The following is an 18,795-nucleotide window of genomic DNA, read 5'->3' on the forward strand; positions in this document are numbered from 1 at the left end:
TATGAAAAAATATATAAGCGCTTTTTTAGTAGTAGTTTCGGGAGTTGCTTTTTCCCAGACTATTCTGAATGCTTCTTCTCCTGAAGAGTTCAGACAAATGAGAGCTGAAAACAAGCAGAAAGTTGGAGATACTATTGTTGATAAAACGGTAAAACCTTTGGAATATGGTTTTGTTGAGGACAAAGATATCTTAAAAAGTATGTTTGTTTGGGAGATTATTGACATGAATGATAAGATTAATCAGCCATTATACTATGATAATCCTGATGGTCTTCTTGCTACTCAAACAAGATCTTTATATCAATTATTGCTGGATGCTGCAATAACAGGTAAAATCCAGGAAGTTTATGATGATGAGAATTTTGTAACTAAATTAACTCCTGAAGGAATTCAGAAAAGATTGGAAAGTGTAAGAGTTTCTGACGCTGCTATTGATATCCTAAACTCTGGAAGACAGCTTACAGAACAGGAGAAAAAAGAGTATACCGATATTTTTAAAACGACGACTGATAAAGTTAAAGTATTAAAAATTATGGGTATGTGGTTTATCGATAGAAGAGATGGTCAGATGAAATACAGACCACTAGGTATTGCAGCAATGGGACCAGATCCTGCTGTACAAGGTAGAACAGGGCCAGACGGACAGCCTTTGGCCGGAGCTAATGAGCTTATTGACCTGTTTTGGATTTATTACCCAAGTGCGAGAGAGATATTAGCGAATAACTTCGTGTATAATAGAAAAAACTCTTCTGCTGATCTTTCTTTCGATGATATCATCAATGCAAGAAGATTCTCTTCAATTATCTATAAATCTTCAAGTGGTTTAGGAGATGGTGTAATCAAAGATTATATTCCTAGAAATGCTGATGAGCAGATAGAAGAAAGCGACAGAATTAAAGCACAGATTCTTGATATGGAAAATGATATGTGGAATTATTAATATTTCACTTGATATTTATACAAAACCTGAGTATTTTTACTCAGGTTTTTTTATTATGAAAAATGTAGACTATATTATTGTAGGGGATGGATATGCCGGGCTTTTTTTTTGCCCATCAGTTAATACAGAATAATAAATCATTTATTATTTTTTCCGAGAAAAAGAAAAGTGCTTCACAGGTCTCTGCAGGAATCATTAATCCTGTGGTATTAAAGAAATTTACAACGTTCTGGTTAGCACAGGAACAAATAAATACTCTGAAAAGAACCCTTTTAGAAATTGAATCATATACAGGGAGAAACTATTTGATTGATAAGCCTATTCATAGGGTTTTCCATGATGAAAATGAACAAAAGCTTTGGGCTAAGAAGTCTGATCATTTAGAATTACAAAACTTTTTGAATAGGGAGTTTCAAAGTTTGGAAGGAATTAATAATCCTTTTAGTACGGGAATCGTTAATCAATCTGCGAGATTGGATGTCAGTAACTTTTTTAACGATTTTTTCAATTATTTCGAGGACAAAGGAAATCTTATCAACGAGAAGTTTAATTATGATAGTTTAGATGTGTCTGGATCCGAATATAAAGGAATTCGTTTTAAGAATATTGTTTTTTGTGAAGGAATGGGGGTAATGAAAAACCCGTACTTTTCAGACATTGCTGTAATTCCAAACAAAGGACATCATATCAGAATCAAATTATCAGAAAAAATTTCAACCGTCGATACCATAAAGAAGAAACATTTTTTATTTCCCATTGATAATGGACTTTATTTTTATGGTGGCACATACGATCGTGAGCAATTGCATCACGAAATTGATGATTCTGCGGTAGACCAGCTGTTAAGAGGGTTATCTGAAGTATATCCTTACGATTTTAAGATACAGGAAGTTAATTTTGGTTTCAGGCCAACTGTGAAGGATAGGAGACCTATTATTGGGAGTCATAGTGAATATTCCAATATGTATGTTTTCAACGGATTGGGGGCGAGGGGAATATTAAACGGATGTTATTTTTCCGGAAGTTTGTATCAGCTTATAGAGAAAGGAATTCCTTTACCTGATGAAGTTGCCCTTAAAAGGTTTACATAATACGTGTATGTTTTTCGTTACCTAATTAAAAAATTAGTATATTCAGGATATGTGAATTCTATAAAAATGAATGAAAATATACTTGGTATTGTGGCAGGTGTGCTCACTTCTGTATCGATGGTTCCTCAGCTGATAAAAGTTCTTAAAGAAAAGAATGTTGAAGATATTTCATGGATCATGCTTCTGGTTCTTATTTCCGGTTTGTCTTTATGGGTGTGGTATGGATTACTGAAGGATGAACTTCCCATTATATTATCCAATGCATTTGCTGTCGTGCTGAATGTGGTACTTTTAATCTGTTATATGATTTATAAAAAAAAAATAAAAGGCACTTTCGTGAGAAAGTGCCTTCTTATCTGTATACATTTTTATTTATTCTTGTAGGGAAAATTTTGCCAAGGGTGCCATTTTAGCTTTATTAAGACTCAGGATTTTGCCACTTACAGAATAATTATCTGCTGCCAATAAAGCCTTGGTAAAACGTTGCTCTATTTCCAGATCATCACAAGCCATCATGGTAGAAATCCCCTGATTGAACTTGATACGCATAATGTCCTGTTTGATTTCAAAAGTACCTCCCAGACCATTACATCCAGCGTTTCCTTCGTACCGCATGTCAGTCATATTCAATTTGAAATAAGGATTATTTTTCGGGTTTTTTAGCTGTATAGGCTGACCGTTAATTTCAATCAGTTTCCAAGTTTTTCCGGTAATATCATTACTGTTCTTATCGGCTGTTTTTGCAGTACAGCATATCGCCAGGATAAGTACAGAAAGTATTAAGACATAGTTGTGTAGTTTTTTCATGGGTGTTGTTTTTAATTAAAGCATCTAATTTTTAGTTTGACAAAACTAATATGATGCCATTTTGCTGGCAGTGGCCCCTTTCTTTTCCTGTTTGTGGTGGAACAAGACCATGTCAACATTTCTTTTTAGAAAAGTTATATTTCCTCTGATATTAGAATACTGATACTCTGGATTGGATGCAGTATAATCTGGCAGATCTTTGTTCTTTTTAAGTTCGTAAGATTTACCATCAAGGTGAATAACAGCCGTATTATCTGTATTATTGATTGCGACTTCTATTTTATCTCCATAATTATCTGTAAAAACTTCTTTGGTAATATCATCTGTTTCTACGGGTTGAGAGGCGATAACTTCGGGTTCTTCTTTGGCTGAGCTTTTACATGCTGCTACGGAAACTACAGCGAGAACAAGGATAATAATGTGAACTATTTTTTTCATAAGTATTTGTGATTAGGTGTTTCATTGGTTACTTGTTTGTGAACTGTAAAATTACAAAATATTTACGGTGTATTTGTTAATTTTTAATAAATTAATTAAATATTCATATCAATAGTATGGAATGCATCTTTGTTTCGGAAATGGTTATTTTTATTTTTTTTTAACGATTGTTTCTGTTTTACGGAATTATTTGTATTGGCAATCTACACTGTATTTCCCATTAGAAATGATGAAAAACCTGTTGTAATCTCAGGTATCTTGATGCCGGGAATCGAAAGAAAATAAATCAATTCCGATGATTGATATTTGTGAGTGAGTTAAATTTTGTTAATCTGTATAAAAATATTCAAATCTAAGCTTACCTTTGCCACTTCAAAATGAGAAACTATATTGTGTATTTTTTGACGAGTCTATTTCTGCTTTTCATAGTGGAAAGCAAAATCAATGTCAAAACATTACATAACCATCTACCTGTTTCTCATCATTTACCTAAAAAAGCCAATCGTTTAAATCAGACCTACGATAAATTATCAATCCAGCAAATGCCGGATGGTGTTGATAATTCTTCTTTAGAGCTTACAGAAGAAGATTTTCAATGGTCGGATAGTGTTCAGGATGCTATTCTTTTTGTGGGCGTTTTCGGTTTGGTGTATTTCTTCGGACTATTTAATTATAAGAAATTAAAAGCCCGTATTCTAGGATATGTTTCCAATTATTCCTCTGTAAAAAAGTTTATTCTGATCCGATCTATCAGAATTTAAAATTCATTTTTCAATGTATTATTCTGCTCTGATTACAGAGTGGAGCAGTATGCGTTGTGCTTGTTGGTAGTGGGCATAGCGTTCTCTCTCAATTACCATTTCTATTCTATTAAAACATTAACGATTTATATAATTTCAAAATTATGAAAAGAGCTGCCTCGGGCATTGTGCTAAGCACCCTCTTGTTATTTGTTGGCTGTCACAACAAAAAAGAAGAAAAAGAAGAAGTAACAACCTTTCCGGTTACGTCTCCGGTAAAAATGGATACTGTAATCAACAAAGAATATGTTACGCAGATCCAATCTGTAAAAAATATCGAAGTCCGTGCACAGGAGAAAGGATTTCTTGAAAAGATCTACGTGGACGAAGGTCAGTTTGTTCACGCGGGACAGACTTTATTCCGTATTATGCCTCAATTGTATCAGGCTGAATTAATGAAATCCAAAGCTGAAGTGGAACAGGCCAATATTGAATTAAAAAATGCAAGTACATTAGCCAGTAATAATATTGTTTCAAAGAACGAACGAGCAATGGCAAAAGCTAAGCTTGATGCTGCTAATGCAGAGATGAGACTTGCCCAGATTCATTTATCATTCACCGATATAAAAGCTCCGTTCTCAGGTATTATTAACAGGATTCCATTGAAACTCGGAAGTCTTGTCGATGAAGGAGATTTATTGACCAGTTTGTCTGATAATACCAATGTTTACACTTATTTTAATGTATCAGAACCCGAATATCTGAATTATCAGACTCATGCCGCAGATAGAGGAAGCAAAGAAGTAACTCTTATTATGGCTAATGGAGATGCACTTCCTCAAAAAGGAGAGATCCAGACAATAGAAGGGGAATTTGATAATGAAACGGGGAATATAGCCTTCCGGGCAAAGTTTCCCAATCCTGATAAACTTTTGAGAAATGGAGAAACCGGAAAGGTAAGAATGACCCTACCGCTCAGAAATGCTTTAATTATTCCACAAAAGGCTACTTATGAAATTCAGGATCAGAAATATGTGTTTGTCGTTGGCAAAAATGGCGTATTAAAATCCCGGAACATAAAAGTGGCTTATGAATTACCTGATCTATATGTTGTGGCTTCAGGCCTGGCAGCAGGAGAGCAATTTCTCTTAGAGGGCGTTCAGAAAGTGAAGGACGACCAAAAAGTAAAAGTGAAATTCCAGGATCCGCGGAAAGTAATTCAATCATTGAAATTAAAAGCAGAGTAGTGTACTCGTAAAATGAAGCTGTATGTTTAAGAAATTCATTCGCAGACCTGTTCTGTCTATCGTAATCTCATTGATTATTGTGTTTATGGGAGTTTTATCACTTCTTAAGCTGCCCATAACACAGTTCCCGTCCATTTCTCCGCCTAAAGTAAATATTACTGCGGAATATCCGGGAGCAAACAATGAACTGTTAATTAAATCTGTAGTTATTCCACTGGAAAGAGGACTCAATGGTGTTCCGGGGATGAAGTATATGACTTCTGACGCTGGAAACGACGGAGAAGCCTCCATCCAGGTTGTATTTGATTTGGGAACTGATCCGAACGTTGCAGCAGTAAACGTTCAGAACCGGGTATCTTCAGTGGTTAACAAACTTCCTCCATTGGTTGTCCGAGAGGGGGTGAAGATCACCCGTGAAGAGCCTAACATGTTGATGTATATCAACCTGTATAGTGATGATCCCAAAGCTGACCAGAAGTTTCTGTTTAACTATGCGGACATCAATGTAATGTCTGAATTGAGAAGGGTAAGTGGAGTTGGTTTTGCCGATATCCTTGGAACCCGTGAATATGCAATGCGTGTCTGGCTAAAACCGGACAGATTAACGGCATATAATATTTCAGCAGACGAAGTAATGGAAGCTTTGAATGAGCAGAGTTTAGAGGCTTCACCGGGGAAAACCGGAGAAAGTTCGGGAAAACGTTCTCAATCATTTGAATATATTCTAAAATATCCTGGTCGTTTTAATAGTGAAAAAGACTATGGAAACATTATCCTTAAGGCAAAGTCAGCCGGGGAGTTTGTAAGACTGAAAGATGTAGCCGATATTGAATTCGGAAGTTCAATGTATGATATTTATTCAACATTGAATGGTAAACCTTCCGCGGCAATCACAGTGAAGCAGTCTTATGGATCCAACGCAAGTGATGTTATTAAGAATGTAAAAAACCTGATGGCTGATCTTCAGAAAACTTCTTTTCCTAAAGGAATGCATTATGACATCAGTTATGACGTATCCAGGTTCCTGGATGCTTCGATTGAAAAAGTGGTTCATACCTTATTTGAAGCTTTTATCCTTGTGGCGATTGTGGTGTTTCTTTTCCTTGGTGATTGGCGTTCAACATTGATTCCGGCCTTAGCAGTTCCGGTGTCATTGGTAGGAACATTTGCCGTAATGTCTGCATTTGGGATCACATTGAATATGATTTCACTTTTTGCACTTGTAATGGCGATCGGTGTAGTTGTGGATGATGCCATTGTGGTTATTGAAGCCGTCCACGCCAAAATGGAAGAAAAAAATCTTTCACCATTAAAAGCAACGGAAGAGGCGATGCATGAGATCAGTGGAGCGATTATAGCAATCACTTTGGTAATGGCGTCTGTATTTATTCCTATTGCATTTATGTCAGGACCTGTAGGTGTTTTCTATCGTCAGTTCTCTATTACGATGGCTTCTGCAATTATACTTTCAGGGGTTGTGGCATTGACACTGACTCCGGCTTTATGTGCTTTAATTTTAAAGAATAATCACGGAAAGGCAAAAAGAAGAACTCCGATTACGATATTCCTGGATAAATTTAATGGGTTATTTACTAAAGGAGCCGGGAAATATGAAAAGTTACTGAATAAGACCGTAACGAAAAAGATGTTTACGCTTCCTTTGTTGTTAGCTTTTTGTTTATGTACATTCTTTTTAAGCAATTCACTTCCATCAGGGTTTATTCCTAGTGAAGACCAGGGGATGATCTATGCTATTATTCAGACTCCTCCGGGATCTACTTTGGAAAGAACAAATCAGATAGCAAAAGAACTTTTAAGAGAATCGGAAGATATTGATGGAGTACAGTCTGTTTCTTCCCTTGCTGGTTATGAAATTCTAACAGAAGGAACGGGATCTAACTCCGGAACCTGTCTTATCAACCTCAAAAGCTGGGAAGATCGTAAAGAATCTGCGGCAGAAATCATTGAGAAACTAGAAGAAAAAGCCAAAAATATTCCGGGTGCCAATATTGAGTTTTTTCAACCGCCTTCTATTCCGGGATATGGTGCTGCCGGAGGTTTTGAGCTTCGTCTCTTAGATAAAGCGGGTAGCGGGGATTACCATAAAATGGAGCAAGTAAGTAATGACTTCGTTAAAGAGCTAAAAAAAACGTCCTGAACTTGGATCAGCGTTTACCTTTTATTCAGCAAGTTTCCCGCAATATATGTTGAGAGTTGATAATGACCTGGCGGAGCAAAAAGGAGTGACTATTGCCAATGCAATGGATAATTTATCAACATTGATTGGTTCGAACTATGAAACCAGTTTTATTCGTTTTGACAGACCTTATAAGGTAATCGTTCAGGCAGGGCCGCAATATCGTGCATTACCAACTGATTTATTGAAGCTATATGTTAAAAACGATAAGGAGCAAATGGTTCCATATTCAGATTTCATGAGGCTTGAAAAAGTATATGGATTATCTGAGATTACAAGACATAATATGTATAATTCCTCAGAGGTAAGTGGAACCCCAGCACCGGGATACAGTAGTGGTCAGGCGATCAAAGCCATTCAGGAGGTTGCAGATAAAACTCTACCGAGAGGATTTGGAATCGACTGGGCAGGTATCTCCAAAGATGAAGTAAGCCGTGGAAATGAAGCCATATTTATTTTTCTTGTATGTCTTGGATTTGTATATCTTATTCTTTCTGCACAATATGAAAGTTTCATTCTTCCTTTGCCGGTAATTCTTTCTCTTCCTACAGGGATATTTGGAGCATTTTTATGCCTGAAACTATTAGGGTTGGAAAATAACATCTATGCTCAGGTGGCAATGGTAATGCTTATTGGTCTCTTAGGGAAAAATGCCGTATTGATTGTGGAATTTGCCGTACAGAAAAAGGCAGAAGAAGGAATCTCTGTAGTGAAAGCTGCTATCGAGGGAGCAACAATCCGTTTCCGTCCTATCCTGATGACCTCATTTGCGTTTATTGCCGGATTGATTCCGTTGGTAATGGCAACGGGACCGGGAGCAGTCGGAAACAGAACAATCGGAACTGCAGCAGCAGGAGGAATGCTGATAGGGACCATTTTTGGATTAATGATTATTCCTGGATTATACTATATTTTCGGAACGATTGCTGAAAAGTCCAGGCTGGCAAGATATGAGGAAGAAAATCCTTTAACAGAACAAACTGAACCTTACGAACATGATGGAAAATTTGAAGACTAAATCAATACTTACAGCCATAGCATTATCCCTTGTTTTATCAAGTTGTAAAGCACCTATGGCGACTGTTATAAAAGACGAGGTAAAAGAAAATGTACCTCAGAACTTTGGAGAAAATGATCAGCAGGATGCTAATACCAACAGTGGGACAACTCCATGGAGGCAGTTTTTTACTGACCCAAATCTTGTAGTGCTGATTGAAACCGCCCTGAAAAATAATCAGGAGCTGATGATTACCTTACAGGAAATTGAAATCGCAAAAAGCGGAGTTCTTTACAAGAAAGGTAAATTGAGTCCTACAGTAGAGGCAAAACTGGGAGCGGGGTTGAAAAAATCCGGACGTTATACCAGTGAAGGAGCAGGAGATGCAACTACGGAGATTGAACCCGGAAGAGAAATGCCTGATCCACTGGGTAATTTTGAAGGAGGATTAATGGCAAACTGGGAGATTGATATCTGGAAAAAACTACGAACAGAAAAAGAATCTGCTGTAGCCCATTATCTGTCTACAGTAGAAGGAAAGAATTTTGTTCTTTCCAGCCTTATTGAAGAAGTGGCGGACAATTATTATGAATTGCTTTCACTTGACAACCAGTTGGATATTATTCAGCAGTACATCAAGCTGCAGGATAAGGCGTTGGAGATTTCTAAAATCCAGAAGGAGGCTGCTGCGGCAACAGAACTGGCTGTAAAGAAATTTGAAGCAGAATTGGCTAAGTCCAAGGCAACGGAATATACAATCCGACAACAGATCACTGAAAAGGAAAATGAGATAAATGCTCTTTTAGGAAGATTTCCACAGCCGATTGTAAGAACTAAGGAAAGCTTTATGTCTACAATTCCTCAGACCGTTTACACCGGTATCCCATCGCAATTATTAGCCAATCGCCCAGATATCAAACAGGCTGAATTGGAATTAAAATCTGCAAAACTGGATGTGGAAGCTGCGCGAAAAGAATTTTATCCTTCCCTTGAGATCTCTGCAGCGCTTGGACTGGAAGCTTTCAAACCTTCTTATCTGGTAAAAATGCCCGAGTCTATCGCTTATAATCTGGTAGGAGAAGTAGCAGGACCTCTGATTAATAAAACGGCGATTAAGGCTAATTTCCAGACTGCTGATGCAAAACAGATACAAGCATTGTATGAATATGATAAAACAATTCTCAATGCATATCTGGATGTTGCTAATCTGATGTCGAAAGTTAAGAATATTGATCAGTATTATAAGCTGAAGTCTGAGGAAACCCACGCATTAGATCAATCTATTGATATTGCCAATCAATTGTTCAGAAATTCAAGAGCAGACTATCTTGAAGTATTATTAAATCAAAGAGATGCTTTAGATGCCAAAATGGAATTGGTAGAAGCAAAAGAAAAACAGCTGAGTACAGTTGTTGATATTTATAAGAGCTTAGGCGGAGGCTGGAAGTGATTATAAATCTTTAATGTTTTTTTAATAGAAGGGGGCTGTCATCAGACAGCCTCTTTTTTGTTTAAAATATCAATTAAATTTCCATTAAAAAAGGGCCCTGTAATATGCCGGGCCCTTTGGAATTTACCTGCAATTTGCAACTAAATTATATATAAACATGGTTGTTAGTTCGTTATAATCAACATTCAGGAGTGCTTTCTTCCTGTTATGGTTGTGTTTTCCAGTGTGTTCCGTTTTTTACAGGAGGATCTGTTTTTGCAACCAGTTTTCCTTCTACCGTCTTTGATTGCTTGTCACTAGCAATTTTAAGCCCAGTGGCATTATTCTTTGCCATTTGAAAGTCGTTTTCATCATCCTGTCTGCAAGCTCCTAAAGTCATACAAACTGCCATAGCAATTATTAATGGAAAGGTTTTTAATGAGATAATCTTTTTCATAAAATTTCAGAGTTAAAAGGTTATCCCGGCCAGGTTTATCATTCAGAATTCTGAGTCCGAAATTATAGGCATAAAATGATAAAAAAAAGTACTTGTTGTCTCTATTCGGCAATTAAGACGTCCTAATTCATAAATAAGGACAATGTTAAATATTTGATTTTCAATTGTTTATTTAAAGTTTTAATGTGTCGAAAACCAAGGGGATTAAATCATAATTGTTTAATAGGAATTAAATGATTTTATGTATTTTTGGTTTATAAATATGGTTTGTTAAATATTCGAAGTGATAAAAAAACTGCTTTTTATACTCGTCTTAGTAATTTTTAAATTATCCTTTTCTCAGGAAGGATACAGTGACTATTATAAACTCCGGTTGAAATACGAAAACTTCGAAGAAAATAACACTCAGGCGTTTCCATATATTCAACCTTATATTAATAAAGCTAAAAAGGAAAAGAATTTTGAAAAGCTTGTTCAGGGATATAAGGATGGAGTATTCTATTCCTCTTCCAACGAACAGAAGCTTATTTATGCAGACAGCACGGTATGGGCTGCTCAGCAATCCGGAGATAAAGATCTCATAAGTACTGCTTATCTAGAAAAAGGGGTTGTTTATTACTATCATTACAAAAGGTTCCAGGCAGCATTGAATGAATATCTGCTCGCTTACGAATATTCGAAGGATACGAAAAATGATTTCCTGAAATATCAGAATCTGTATCATATAGGTGTTGTAAAAAGTTATTTAGGATATTATGAGGAGGCCTCAAAATTATTTGAACAATGTATCGCCTATTACGGACCGAAATCAAAATCCGGATTGCATCCTAATGAAGTGTATAACAATAAAAAGGGTTATCTCAACAGCTTACATCAATTGATTATCTGCTACCGTAATTTACATAAGCCGGATCAGGCAGATAAGGCTATCCACACTGGATTACAGCAGGTAGGTGCCAATGGTGAATACTCGCAGGAGAAAGGCTATTTTCAGCTTGCAAAAGGAATATCGGAATTTGACAGAAAAGATTATATAACGGCTGTCGATGATTTGAAACAGTCGGTTTTTCCTATGAAGAAAAGCGGTGATTTTGCACGACTATCCGTAGGATATTTTTATATAGGGAAAAGTTTAGCCGGATTAAAAAAGGATACAGAGTCTATTGTGTATTTTAGGAAAGTTGATTCTATATTTCAAAAACATCAATTTATTCTTCCTGATCTTAGAGAAAATTATGAAATCCTGATCAAGCATTATAAGGAAGAAGGGAATCAAGGCGAGCAATTATATTTTACCGGTCAGCTTTTAAAAGCAGACAGTATTATTTCGAAGGATTTTATTTATTTGTCGAGTAAAATTCATAAAGAATTTGATACCAGGACTTTGCTTGAAGAAAAAAGTAAACTGGAGAAAGCCAATTCCTGGGGCAATATTATTATAGTAAGTTTAATTGTTCTGGCGATTATACTTACCATCCTTCTTGTCATAAGATATAGAAGAGAAAAGGACATTCAGCAGAAATATATCCTTTTGGAGGAAAAATTCAGTTTACATCAAAATTCAGTACCTGAAAAATCATTGTTGAATATAGATGCTGAGGAAAAGAAAACCGGATTAGATGAAAATAAGGTAGAAGAGCTTCTCACCAAGCTGAAAATATTTGAAGCAAAAAAAAGAATATACTCAAAAAGGTCTTACCATTCACAAACTGGCCGGGCAGTTGGGAACCAATTCAAATTATCTTTCTCAGGTGATCAATGATTGTAAAGGAGTTAATTTCAATAAATATCTAAGTGAGCTCCGGATCAATTACATAACAGCACTTCTATTTGAGAATAAAGAATATCTTAAGTACCGCATAGAAACTTTAGCAAAGGAGTGTGGTATCGCATCCAGACAGAATTTTTCAGATTTATTTTATGAAATTAACGGGATCCGACCAACGGATTTTATCCGCAAAAGAAAACAGGAACTAGATAGTAAAAATAGTTTCTCGGCATTTAATCCTGCGTAAAAAAACATTTACTTCATATCCATATTCTGTTTTGAGTTTTTTTTTTATGAATATCTTTATTATATTTATTGAAAAGCTATCACAAAACAAAAGATCATGAAAAAATTCCTTTTAGCAATTGCAGTCATTGTCGTGGTGATCGTTGCGGTATTGCTGATCAAGACATTTACGTATCCGTTTAAAAAAAAACAATCTAAGTTCTGTTCCGGAAACAAAATGGGTTAAAAATGATTCTGCCATCCAAAGGTTCTCAGGTGGAATTAAAATACCTACAGTGTCAGCGGGTGATCTGGATGTTTTTGATTATGCTCCATTTGGACAATTCAAAGAATATTTGAAAAAATCATATCCTTTAGTCTATCAAAACACAGAAAACTATGAAGTTAATACCTGTGGATTAGTTTTTAAATTAAAAGGAAGCAAACCTAATCTGGAGCCTATCCTTTTTTTATCACACATAGATGTAGTGCCTCCGGGCGATGCTGATATCAAAAATAATGAACAAAATGTTTTCAGACCCGATGATAAAGCTTTACCCGCTGTAACCAAAGTAGCAGAAGATTGGGATTTTTCTCCTTTTTCCGGGGCGGTTGCGAATGGAAGAATTTATGGAAGAGGAGCGATCGATATGAAAGGAATGCTGTTTTCCCTGATGGAATCTCTTACCAATATGATTAAAAGCGGAACAGTTCCTCAACGCGATATTTATTTAGCTTTTGGGTTTGATGAGGAAGTAGGAGGACGAAAAGGAGCAAAACAGATCGCCGAGGATTTTAAGAAAAAAGGATTGACGTTTGATGCGGTTTATGATGAAGGTGGATTAATCCTGGAAAAAGGAGGGATTAAAGGAATAGATTCTGATGTTGCCGTAATCGGTTGTGCTGAAAAAGGATTTCTTTCTGCAAAAATAAAAGTGAAAGGATTGGGAGGGCATTCCTCAATGCCACCTATGGAAAGTGCCATTGGTAAAGCTGCTGTTATCATGCAAAGATTGGAAAAAGATCAGATGAAGCCAACCATCACTCCTCTTATTAAAGAGTTTTTTGATAATATTGGCGGAACAATGCCATTTGCAAATAGATTGGCTATTTCTAATCAATGGCTTTTAAAATCCGTGTTGCTTTCACAGTTGGCTAAAAACAATTCCACCAATGCTTTGATACGCTCTACAACTGCTCTTACCATGATGAAAGGGAGTGACGGAACTAATGTACTTTCCCCCGAAGTTGAGTTTGTGGTTAATTTCAGATTACTTTCAGGTAATTCTGTAAAAGATATAAGAGATCATATCGCTAAGGCGACCAAAGGTTTTGATGTAGAAGTGGAAGAGATTGACAATACCAGAGAGGCTTCTGCGATATCACCGACGAATGTTAGGGCATATAAAGTGATTGAACAGGGGATTAAGGAGGTTTACCCTAATTCTTTAGTCACTCCTTATCTTACCATTGCCGGAACAGATGCTTATAAATATCAGATCGTAAGTAAAAATATTTACAGGTTTATGCCTATTAAAATTACTGATGCTGAAAAACAAAGCATTCATAGTACTAATGAGTATATCAGTATTGAAAATTACATGAAAATGATTCATTATTTTGAGTATATCATGAAGAATTATGATAAGTGATTCATACCTATCATAGCCTGATAGCCTGTAATTGATCCCGCTTCAAATTTAAATTTTTACTAAAAAAATATTAAACGTCAAGTTTTGACGCTTTACTGAAATAGCTTTGTCTTATCAAAATATAAAGCTATGGAATTGCCTTTTTATTTAAGCTATAAAAAGTTTGAAAATAATTATTACAATAATCTTGAAAAGTGGTTTGAAGAGCATCTGAATACCAGTGAAACTGATTTTTTGAAAAGTCTTGTGGATATGTATTGTCCATATCTGTATTACAACTTCACTCATGACAGGATTCAGGCTGATGCATCTATTCAAATCAAAGATTGCTTTTTCCCATACCATGAAAAAATCGGCTTATCTTTTTGTACCAACTGTGAAAATGATACAGAGAAGAAGCATAAAAAGCAAATGAACCATGTATTTGAATGGAGAACAATAACAATGATGGAATATGCGCAACATATTCTTGATAAAATAAACCGGTATTTTGCTAAAAACGAGATCTCTCCTAAAGATAAAAATGTTCTAGATTATATTAACAGTCCTGAAATCATTACTTTTAAAGAGGGAGCGGGATATTGTGTGAATTACAATCAACATCAGAAAACTATTTCTTTTTTAAAGGCTTACCTTCCTTACCATGGGCAAACTGTAAATATTGGAGTTTATCGTGATTTTATTTTTTCTGTTGTTCAGATCGCTCAATTTATCGATCGGAAATTAAGAGCTGTACAGGCTACAGAAATGACTATTTATAATAAGCTGAAATCAGATGCAAGATTCAAGGTACAAATGAGCCATCAGTTTCTTACCATGTGTAACTAATTATACAACCGACACCAAAACATTCATTATAACTCAATTATGGTTTGATTGGTATTTGATACTGATCAAACAAACAAATCCTGATTACATGATCAGGATTTTTTTTTTATTATTGGGTTATCTGTATAGGATGTTTTAATCTGAGAGAAAATTCCTGAAGGTAATGTAGCCAGTTTTTACCGGAAGTAATTTCACCTGCTTTATCCCAGACAGCACCCGTATAAAAGGTAACGGCCTGATTGCTTTTTACATTAGTTTCCGAGCCCAGATGTTTATTCTTATCAATAATAAGGTTATTGCTGTTAGGGTATAGAATAGCGCTACCTACAGTTCCGTTTTTTGAGTTCTCAGGCCAGTAAGCAGCCAGCTGATTATCCTGGTCGATGATTTTTTGCCCCTTACCATCCCAATGAACAATACCGGTAAAAACAGGAAGGGTCTTTTTTCCTTTAAAGTCATACCTAATGACAGATTTGTTAAGTTGTGAACCTGCATCCAGACTGATTCTTTTGAGTGCGGAAATTTCATAGCCGTCAATTTTTACTTGGGGATAAGTGAGTTCAAATGTAAATCGAAGAGGACCTTCTTCAATGATTTTGTAGGAAGTATAATTTCCAAGATAGGCAAAATTATTATTTATAAAAGGAAGAACATCACCCGCTCCCAAAGTACGGCCTACCTGAAAAAAGTCCAACCCATCTCCATTATTCTGATGGTAATTATTGAGTTGATACCATTGGTTGATAATCATTTTGTTGGTTCTTTTTGTCCAGGCGTCCATTCCCCAACCGTTTTGTTCAGGAACTTTTTCCAGTTCTTTTCCATACATACGGAAAGCGATCTTCTCGTTTTCCCATGCAAAATCTCCAAGACGTTCGGGTACAAATCTTCCGTACACTTTAGGCTCAAAATGCTGTGGTGAAGATTTATAAAATTCTATTTTTTTTATTTCGCCAGCCCTAAAGTCGCTTTGAATAAGAAGGTCGCCGTTGGCCAACCACTGATAGGGGAGCTCCTTTTTGGAAGATGCATCATTAATGGTAAAACTTTGACCGGCGAGAATCCTGACTTTCTTTAAAGGAATTTCGACGGACTCCATATTTCGGGGAATCGTAAGACTGTTTTTTAGCTCTAATTTTAATAATATGGATTGTTGGGCATGCATGAAAGATACACAATGTATCATTACTAAGCCCCATAATGTTGATTTCATGAATTTCCGGTTTATTGTAAATACCAATCTTTATATCGTTTCAATGCTTCCAGAAAATAATAATCAGCATATATTAACGGGACATCGATTTCTGAATGGAGTGGTAGTCCACCTGTACTATGCATGAGGAGAAAGCCACCATTCGTTCCGGCTTTTGCCTGATAATGATCTCCTGATAAGCTTACTATCATTTGCCGTGCATTGTCGACATAGTTTTTTCTTTCATCCGCTTTTACATACTGTCCTAATTCCAGTAAGGCAGATGCGATAATTGCAGCGGCGGACGCATCACGGGGAACTTCAGGAATTTTTGGATCATTGAAATCCCAAAAAGGAATCTTGTCCTCCGGTAAATTTGGATTATTCAGAATAAATTTTGCGATATGCCTGGCCTGGTCAAGATATGCTTTATTTTTAGTAAAGCGGTACATCATGGTATAGCCATATAAAGCCCACCCTTGACCTCTTGCCCAGGCAGAAGAATCTGAATAGCCCTGAAAGGTTTTTTTACCGAAAACTTCACCTGTATTGACATTGTAATCAATTACATGATATGAGCTGTAATCGGAACGAAAGTGATTTTTCATGGTTGTATTAGCATGGGCGATTGCAATCTCTTCTAACTTTTTATTACCTCCATTTTGGGCTGCCCAATTGAGCATTTCCAGGTTCATCATATTGTCAATAATAACGGGACCTTTAAAGTCTGCCATCTTATCCCAGGACAAAATAGCCTGCATTCCTGGCCGGAATCTTGTGGATAATGATTCCGCTGAAGTAAGAATGATATCTTTATATATAGGATTTTTAGTGATTCTGTATGCATTGCCGAAGCTGGTGAACATCATAAAGCCTAGATCATGATCTCGTGTAAATGTTTTATTAGGTTCGATCAGCTGCAATCTCTTTTCTGCTTCTTTTCTGATCTCAGGATCTCCTGTCTGTTCATAAATCATCCATAATGATCCGGGATAGAAACCTGAACACCACCATGTAATATCTTTTGTGGTTACTTTATCAATAGACGCATTATAAGATTGAGGCATTTTATCCTGTGGTATGCTTTTCATTAGCTTCTTGTATTGCTTATCTGCGAGCTGAAATTCATTCTGAATTAGCTCAGACATTTGCTTACTATTCTGTGCAAATGCTAAGCTTGTGATGGTCAGAAATAAGCCTGTTGTTATGTTTTGTAAAATCATAGATTATGCATATTCGAAGTACAATTTAATTAAAATTTATAGAAAATATTCAAAATCCGCATTATGGATGATGTTTGAAAAATGTTTTATAAGATTAATTGCGATGAAAATGATGGGTTATTTTATTTGAAATAATTTATAACTTATTTATTTTGAAAACATTTGATTTATTTTTTTAACTTTGAGTTAGCGATAGTGGAATATTCTTATAAGAGTACATTAGGCAGACAGATTAAGATTGTATCATGTTTTTTATCAGGTTCTTAAAATTGAATTATTTATATCTAATCTTTTAAAACCAATCAAGTTATGAGAAAAACTATTTTATTTTACTGTTTATGCCTACCAATGCTTTATTTTTCACAGGTTGGTATCGGTACAACTAACCCTCAGGCAGTTTTACATGTTGACGGAGCAAAAGACAATGCGGTCACAGGCGCCCCGACTGCAGCTCAGGAAGCAAATGACTTTGTTGTTACCGCAGCGGGAAATGTGGGAATAGGAAACGCAAGCCCACAAAGGTCATTGGATGTAGATGCCAAAAATCAAAGCCTTAGAATCCGGAATTTAATCAGACAAGTACCTTCAAGTTTCGATATACTTACAAGGGATTTGGCTACAAGCGATGTTGTAGCTACGTCTTATAGTTATACCGAAGCTGTAACTGTGGCGGCTGGAGCCAGTGCAACAGTTACAGTACCCTCTACGGTGAATATTGCTACTGGTCTTTTCATTGTAAAATCTACAAATGGATGTGCAAGAGCTATGATTACAACTTTTGTATATAATGGCTTGTCTCTCGGATATGTATCAGGAGTAGCAAGAGATAAAATTGGAAATCCCACTATTGCTCCGATTGCTCCATCTGCCAATACTTCAGGAACATGGAGTGTCGTATTTCCCAATGTAACCAATTGTGCTGATGGAGGCACGGGAACGCAGTTCGATTTCACTGTTATGAAAGCAACAACTGATTCGTACACTATAACCAATAATGGGAATGTATCCAAAACATACCAATTAACGGTTAGCCGTTTATAAGATAAAAGCATGCACAGAATAATAAAAAAACATTGAAATTCAATGTTTTTTTTTATTTTAAAAAGATAACCAAGTTTTCGGTTCGGCATTCACAAGAGTTTTTAACTTTTTGCTCTTTATTTTGAGTAAACTATTTTTACTAATCTTTTTAGGCTAAATAAATTTGGCTTGTTTTATGTAATATATACTACAGTTTAAAAAAAATAAAAAAAATGAAAAAGAAACTATTTGGCTTATTAGCATTTGTGTTGTTCACTACAGCTATTAATGCCCAAGAGACTGTAAAAAAAGAAGTTAAAAATGTAGGTAAAGCCATTGAGAAAGGAGCAAAAGCAACTGGAGAGGGTGTGAAAGATGGTGCTAATTGGGTAGGTAAAACAGCGACCAAAGGTGCAAAAGCTACTAAAAAAGGAGTTAAAAAAGGTACAAAATGGGTTGGTAAAACAGCCACGAAGGGAGCCGATGCGGTTTCAGATGGTTATAAAGATGTGAAAGCAGATTTAAAGAAATAATTTTTTCAGGA

At 35.9% G+C, this 18,795-nt stretch carries 17 protein-coding genes and 2 pseudogenes; 14 read left to right on the forward strand and 5 right to left on the reverse strand.

From position 1 onward, the window contains the following. Position 1: 1 nt before the first annotated feature. The 3 genes and pseudogenes from porN to ACJ5H0_RS18660 all read left to right on the forward strand — a co-directional run bounded on the left by porN (position 2) and on the right by ACJ5H0_RS18660 (position 2,415). Positions 2 to 940: a type IX secretion system ring subunit PorN/GldN gene (porN, locus tag ACJ5H0_RS18650; protein WP_172283881.1), complete on the forward strand. Its 939-nt coding sequence runs from the start codon at positions 2 to 4 to the stop codon at positions 938 to 940. A 55-nt stretch (positions 941 to 995) separates the two neighbouring features. Next, positions 996 to 2,031: pseudogene (locus ACJ5H0_RS18655) on the forward strand (NAD(P)/FAD-dependent oxidoreductase). A 66-nt stretch (positions 2,032 to 2,097) separates the two neighbouring features. Further along, positions 2,098 to 2,415 carry a SemiSWEET transporter gene (locus ACJ5H0_RS18660; protein WP_411251326.1) on the forward strand — a complete coding sequence of 106 codons (318 nt, stop codon included), beginning with the start codon at positions 2,098 to 2,100 and terminating at the stop codon, positions 2,413 to 2,415. Here the strand turns inward: ACJ5H0_RS18660 and ACJ5H0_RS18665 are convergent. Together ACJ5H0_RS18665 and ACJ5H0_RS18670 are read right to left on the reverse strand one after the other, a co-directional pair. Then, positions 2,404 to 2,838 (reverse strand): META domain-containing protein, encoded by a 435-nt coding sequence (locus ACJ5H0_RS18665; RefSeq protein ID WP_172283887.1) that lies wholly within the window; start codon positions 2,836 to 2,838, stop codon positions 2,404 to 2,406. The two genes, ACJ5H0_RS18660 and ACJ5H0_RS18665, sit on opposite strands and share 12 nt — an antisense overlap. A 45-nt stretch (positions 2,839 to 2,883) precedes the next feature. Then, on the reverse strand, positions 2,884 to 3,276 hold the full coding sequence (locus tag ACJ5H0_RS18670; RefSeq protein ID WP_172283888.1) for a hypothetical protein: 393 nt from the start codon (positions 3,274 to 3,276) through the stop codon (positions 2,884 to 2,886). A 377-nt stretch (positions 3,277 to 3,653) separates the two neighbouring features. Here ACJ5H0_RS18670 and ACJ5H0_RS18675 point away from each other — a divergent pair, with 377 nt between their 5' ends. From ACJ5H0_RS18675 to ACJ5H0_RS18690, 4 genes and pseudogenes are all read left to right on the forward strand, one after another. Further along, the gene (locus tag ACJ5H0_RS18675; RefSeq protein WP_411251329.1) at positions 3,654 to 4,037 is read left to right on the forward strand and encodes a hypothetical protein; all 384 of its coding nucleotides are present in this window, start codon (positions 3,654 to 3,656) and stop codon (positions 4,035 to 4,037) included. 143 nt (positions 4,038 to 4,180) lie between these two features. Next, on the forward strand, positions 4,181 to 5,263 hold the full coding sequence (locus ACJ5H0_RS18680; protein ID WP_411251332.1) for an efflux RND transporter periplasmic adaptor subunit: 1,083 nt from the start codon (positions 4,181 to 4,183) through the stop codon (positions 5,261 to 5,263). 22 nt (positions 5,264 to 5,285) lie between these two features. Then, a pseudogene (locus tag ACJ5H0_RS18685) lies at positions 5,286 to 8,478 on the forward strand (efflux RND transporter permease subunit). Then, on the forward strand, positions 8,459 to 9,907 hold the full coding sequence (locus tag ACJ5H0_RS18690) for a TolC family protein (protein WP_273651082.1): 1,449 nt from the start codon (positions 8,459 to 8,461) through the stop codon (positions 9,905 to 9,907). The pseudogene ACJ5H0_RS18685 and the gene ACJ5H0_RS18690 overlap by 20 nt, the downstream one beginning before the upstream one ends. A 205-nt stretch (positions 9,908 to 10,112) precedes the next feature. Here the strand turns inward: ACJ5H0_RS18690 and ACJ5H0_RS18695 are convergent, their stop codons facing one another. Then, positions 10,113 to 10,343: a hypothetical protein gene (locus ACJ5H0_RS18695; RefSeq protein ID WP_172283897.1), complete on the reverse strand. Its 231-nt coding sequence runs from the start codon at positions 10,341 to 10,343 to the stop codon at positions 10,113 to 10,115. 283 nt (positions 10,344 to 10,626) lie between these two features. Between ACJ5H0_RS18695 and ACJ5H0_RS18700 the strand changes: the two genes are divergently transcribed. From ACJ5H0_RS18700 to ACJ5H0_RS18720, 5 genes are all read left to right on the forward strand, one after another. Beyond that, on the forward strand, positions 10,627 to 12,105 hold the full coding sequence (locus tag ACJ5H0_RS18700; RefSeq protein WP_411251335.1) for an AraC family transcriptional regulator: 1,479 nt from the start codon (positions 10,627 to 10,629) through the stop codon (positions 12,103 to 12,105). Beyond that, positions 12,065 to 12,358: a helix-turn-helix domain-containing protein gene (locus ACJ5H0_RS18705; RefSeq protein WP_411251338.1), complete on the forward strand. Its 294-nt coding sequence runs from the start codon at positions 12,065 to 12,067 to the stop codon at positions 12,356 to 12,358. The genes ACJ5H0_RS18700 and ACJ5H0_RS18705 overlap by 41 nt, the downstream gene beginning before the upstream one ends. Before the next feature lie 96 nt (positions 12,359 to 12,454). Then, positions 12,455 to 12,583: a hypothetical protein gene (locus ACJ5H0_RS18710; protein ID WP_411251341.1), complete on the forward strand. Its 129-nt coding sequence runs from the start codon at positions 12,455 to 12,457 to the stop codon at positions 12,581 to 12,583. A 49-nt stretch (positions 12,584 to 12,632) separates the two neighbouring features. Further along, positions 12,633 to 13,988: a M20/M25/M40 family metallo-hydrolase gene (locus ACJ5H0_RS18715; RefSeq protein ID WP_411251343.1), complete on the forward strand. Its 1,356-nt coding sequence runs from the start codon at positions 12,633 to 12,635 to the stop codon at positions 13,986 to 13,988. Between the two features lie 129 nt (positions 13,989 to 14,117). Further along, on the forward strand, positions 14,118 to 14,816 hold the full coding sequence (locus tag ACJ5H0_RS18720; RefSeq protein ID WP_411251346.1) for a hypothetical protein: 699 nt from the start codon (positions 14,118 to 14,120) through the stop codon (positions 14,814 to 14,816). 109 nt (positions 14,817 to 14,925) lie between these two features. Here the strand turns inward: ACJ5H0_RS18720 and ACJ5H0_RS18725 are convergent, their stop codons facing one another. Both ACJ5H0_RS18725 and ACJ5H0_RS18730 read right to left on the reverse strand, forming a co-directional pair. Further along, the gene (locus tag ACJ5H0_RS18725; protein ID WP_411251349.1) at positions 14,926 to 16,029 is read right to left on the reverse strand and encodes a DUF4861 family protein; all 1,104 of its coding nucleotides are present in this window, start codon (positions 16,027 to 16,029) and stop codon (positions 14,926 to 14,928) included. An 11-nt stretch (positions 16,030 to 16,040) separates the two neighbouring features. Further along, positions 16,041 to 17,231, reverse strand: coding sequence for a glycoside hydrolase family 88 protein (locus tag ACJ5H0_RS18730; protein ID WP_411251352.1), 1,191 nt, complete (start codon positions 17,229 to 17,231; stop codon positions 16,041 to 16,043). Between the two features lie 309 nt (positions 17,232 to 17,540). Here ACJ5H0_RS18730 and ACJ5H0_RS18735 point away from each other — a divergent pair, with 309 nt between their 5' ends. Both ACJ5H0_RS18735 and ACJ5H0_RS18740 read left to right on the forward strand, forming a co-directional pair. Next, the gene (locus tag ACJ5H0_RS18735) at positions 17,541 to 18,272 is read left to right on the forward strand and encodes a hypothetical protein (protein WP_411251355.1); all 732 of its coding nucleotides are present in this window, start codon (positions 17,541 to 17,543) and stop codon (positions 18,270 to 18,272) included. Between the two features lie 212 nt (positions 18,273 to 18,484). Further along, positions 18,485 to 18,784, forward strand: coding sequence for a hypothetical protein (locus tag ACJ5H0_RS18740; RefSeq protein WP_345990499.1), 300 nt, complete (start codon positions 18,485 to 18,487; stop codon positions 18,782 to 18,784). The last annotated feature ends 11 nt before the right edge of the window (positions 18,785 to 18,795 follow it).

The organism is Chryseobacterium proteolyticum (genome assembly GCF_046591535.1).
GTDB classification, from domain to species: Bacteria; Bacteroidota; Bacteroidia; order Flavobacteriales; family Weeksellaceae; genus Chryseobacterium; species Chryseobacterium proteolyticum.

Bases quoted from the DNA above. Each gene is read 5' to 3' on its own strand.
- porN (WP_172283881.1), top strand. From the start codon at position 2: ATGAAAAAATATATAAGCGCTTTTTTAGTAGTAGTTTCGGGAGTTGCT.
- ACJ5H0_RS18660 (WP_411251326.1), top strand. From the start codon at position 2,098: ATGAATGAAAATATACTTGGTATTGTGGCAGGTGTGCTCACTTCTGTA.
- ACJ5H0_RS18665 (WP_172283887.1), bottom strand. From the start codon at position 2,838: ATGAAAAAACTACACAACTATGTCTTAATACTTTCTGTACTTATCCTG.
- ACJ5H0_RS18670 (WP_172283888.1), bottom strand. From the start codon at position 3,276: ATGAAAAAAATAGTTCACATTATTATCCTTGTTCTCGCTGTAGTTTCC.
- ACJ5H0_RS18675 (WP_411251329.1), top strand. From the start codon at position 3,654: ATGAGAAACTATATTGTGTATTTTTTGACGAGTCTATTTCTGCTTTTC.
- ACJ5H0_RS18680 (WP_411251332.1), top strand. From the start codon at position 4,181: ATGAAAAGAGCTGCCTCGGGCATTGTGCTAAGCACCCTCTTGTTATTT.
- ACJ5H0_RS18690 (WP_273651082.1), top strand. From the start codon at position 8,459: ATGGAAAATTTGAAGACTAAATCAATACTTACAGCCATAGCATTATCC.
- ACJ5H0_RS18695 (WP_172283897.1), bottom strand. From the start codon at position 10,343: ATGAAAAAGATTATCTCATTAAAAACCTTTCCATTAATAATTGCTATG.
- ACJ5H0_RS18710 (WP_411251341.1), top strand. From the start codon at position 12,455: ATGAAAAAATTCCTTTTAGCAATTGCAGTCATTGTCGTGGTGATCGTT.
- ACJ5H0_RS18720 (WP_411251346.1), top strand. From the start codon at position 14,118: ATGGAATTGCCTTTTTATTTAAGCTATAAAAAGTTTGAAAATAATTAT.
- ACJ5H0_RS18725 (WP_411251349.1), bottom strand. From the start codon at position 16,029: ATGAAATCAACATTATGGGGCTTAGTAATGATACATTGTGTATCTTTC.
- ACJ5H0_RS18730 (WP_411251352.1), bottom strand. From the start codon at position 17,231: ATGATTTTACAAAACATAACAACAGGCTTATTTCTGACCATCACAAGC.
- ACJ5H0_RS18735 (WP_411251355.1), top strand. From the start codon at position 17,541: ATGAGAAAAACTATTTTATTTTACTGTTTATGCCTACCAATGCTTTAT.
- ACJ5H0_RS18740 (WP_345990499.1), top strand. From the start codon at position 18,485: ATGAAAAAGAAACTATTTGGCTTATTAGCATTTGTGTTGTTCACTACA.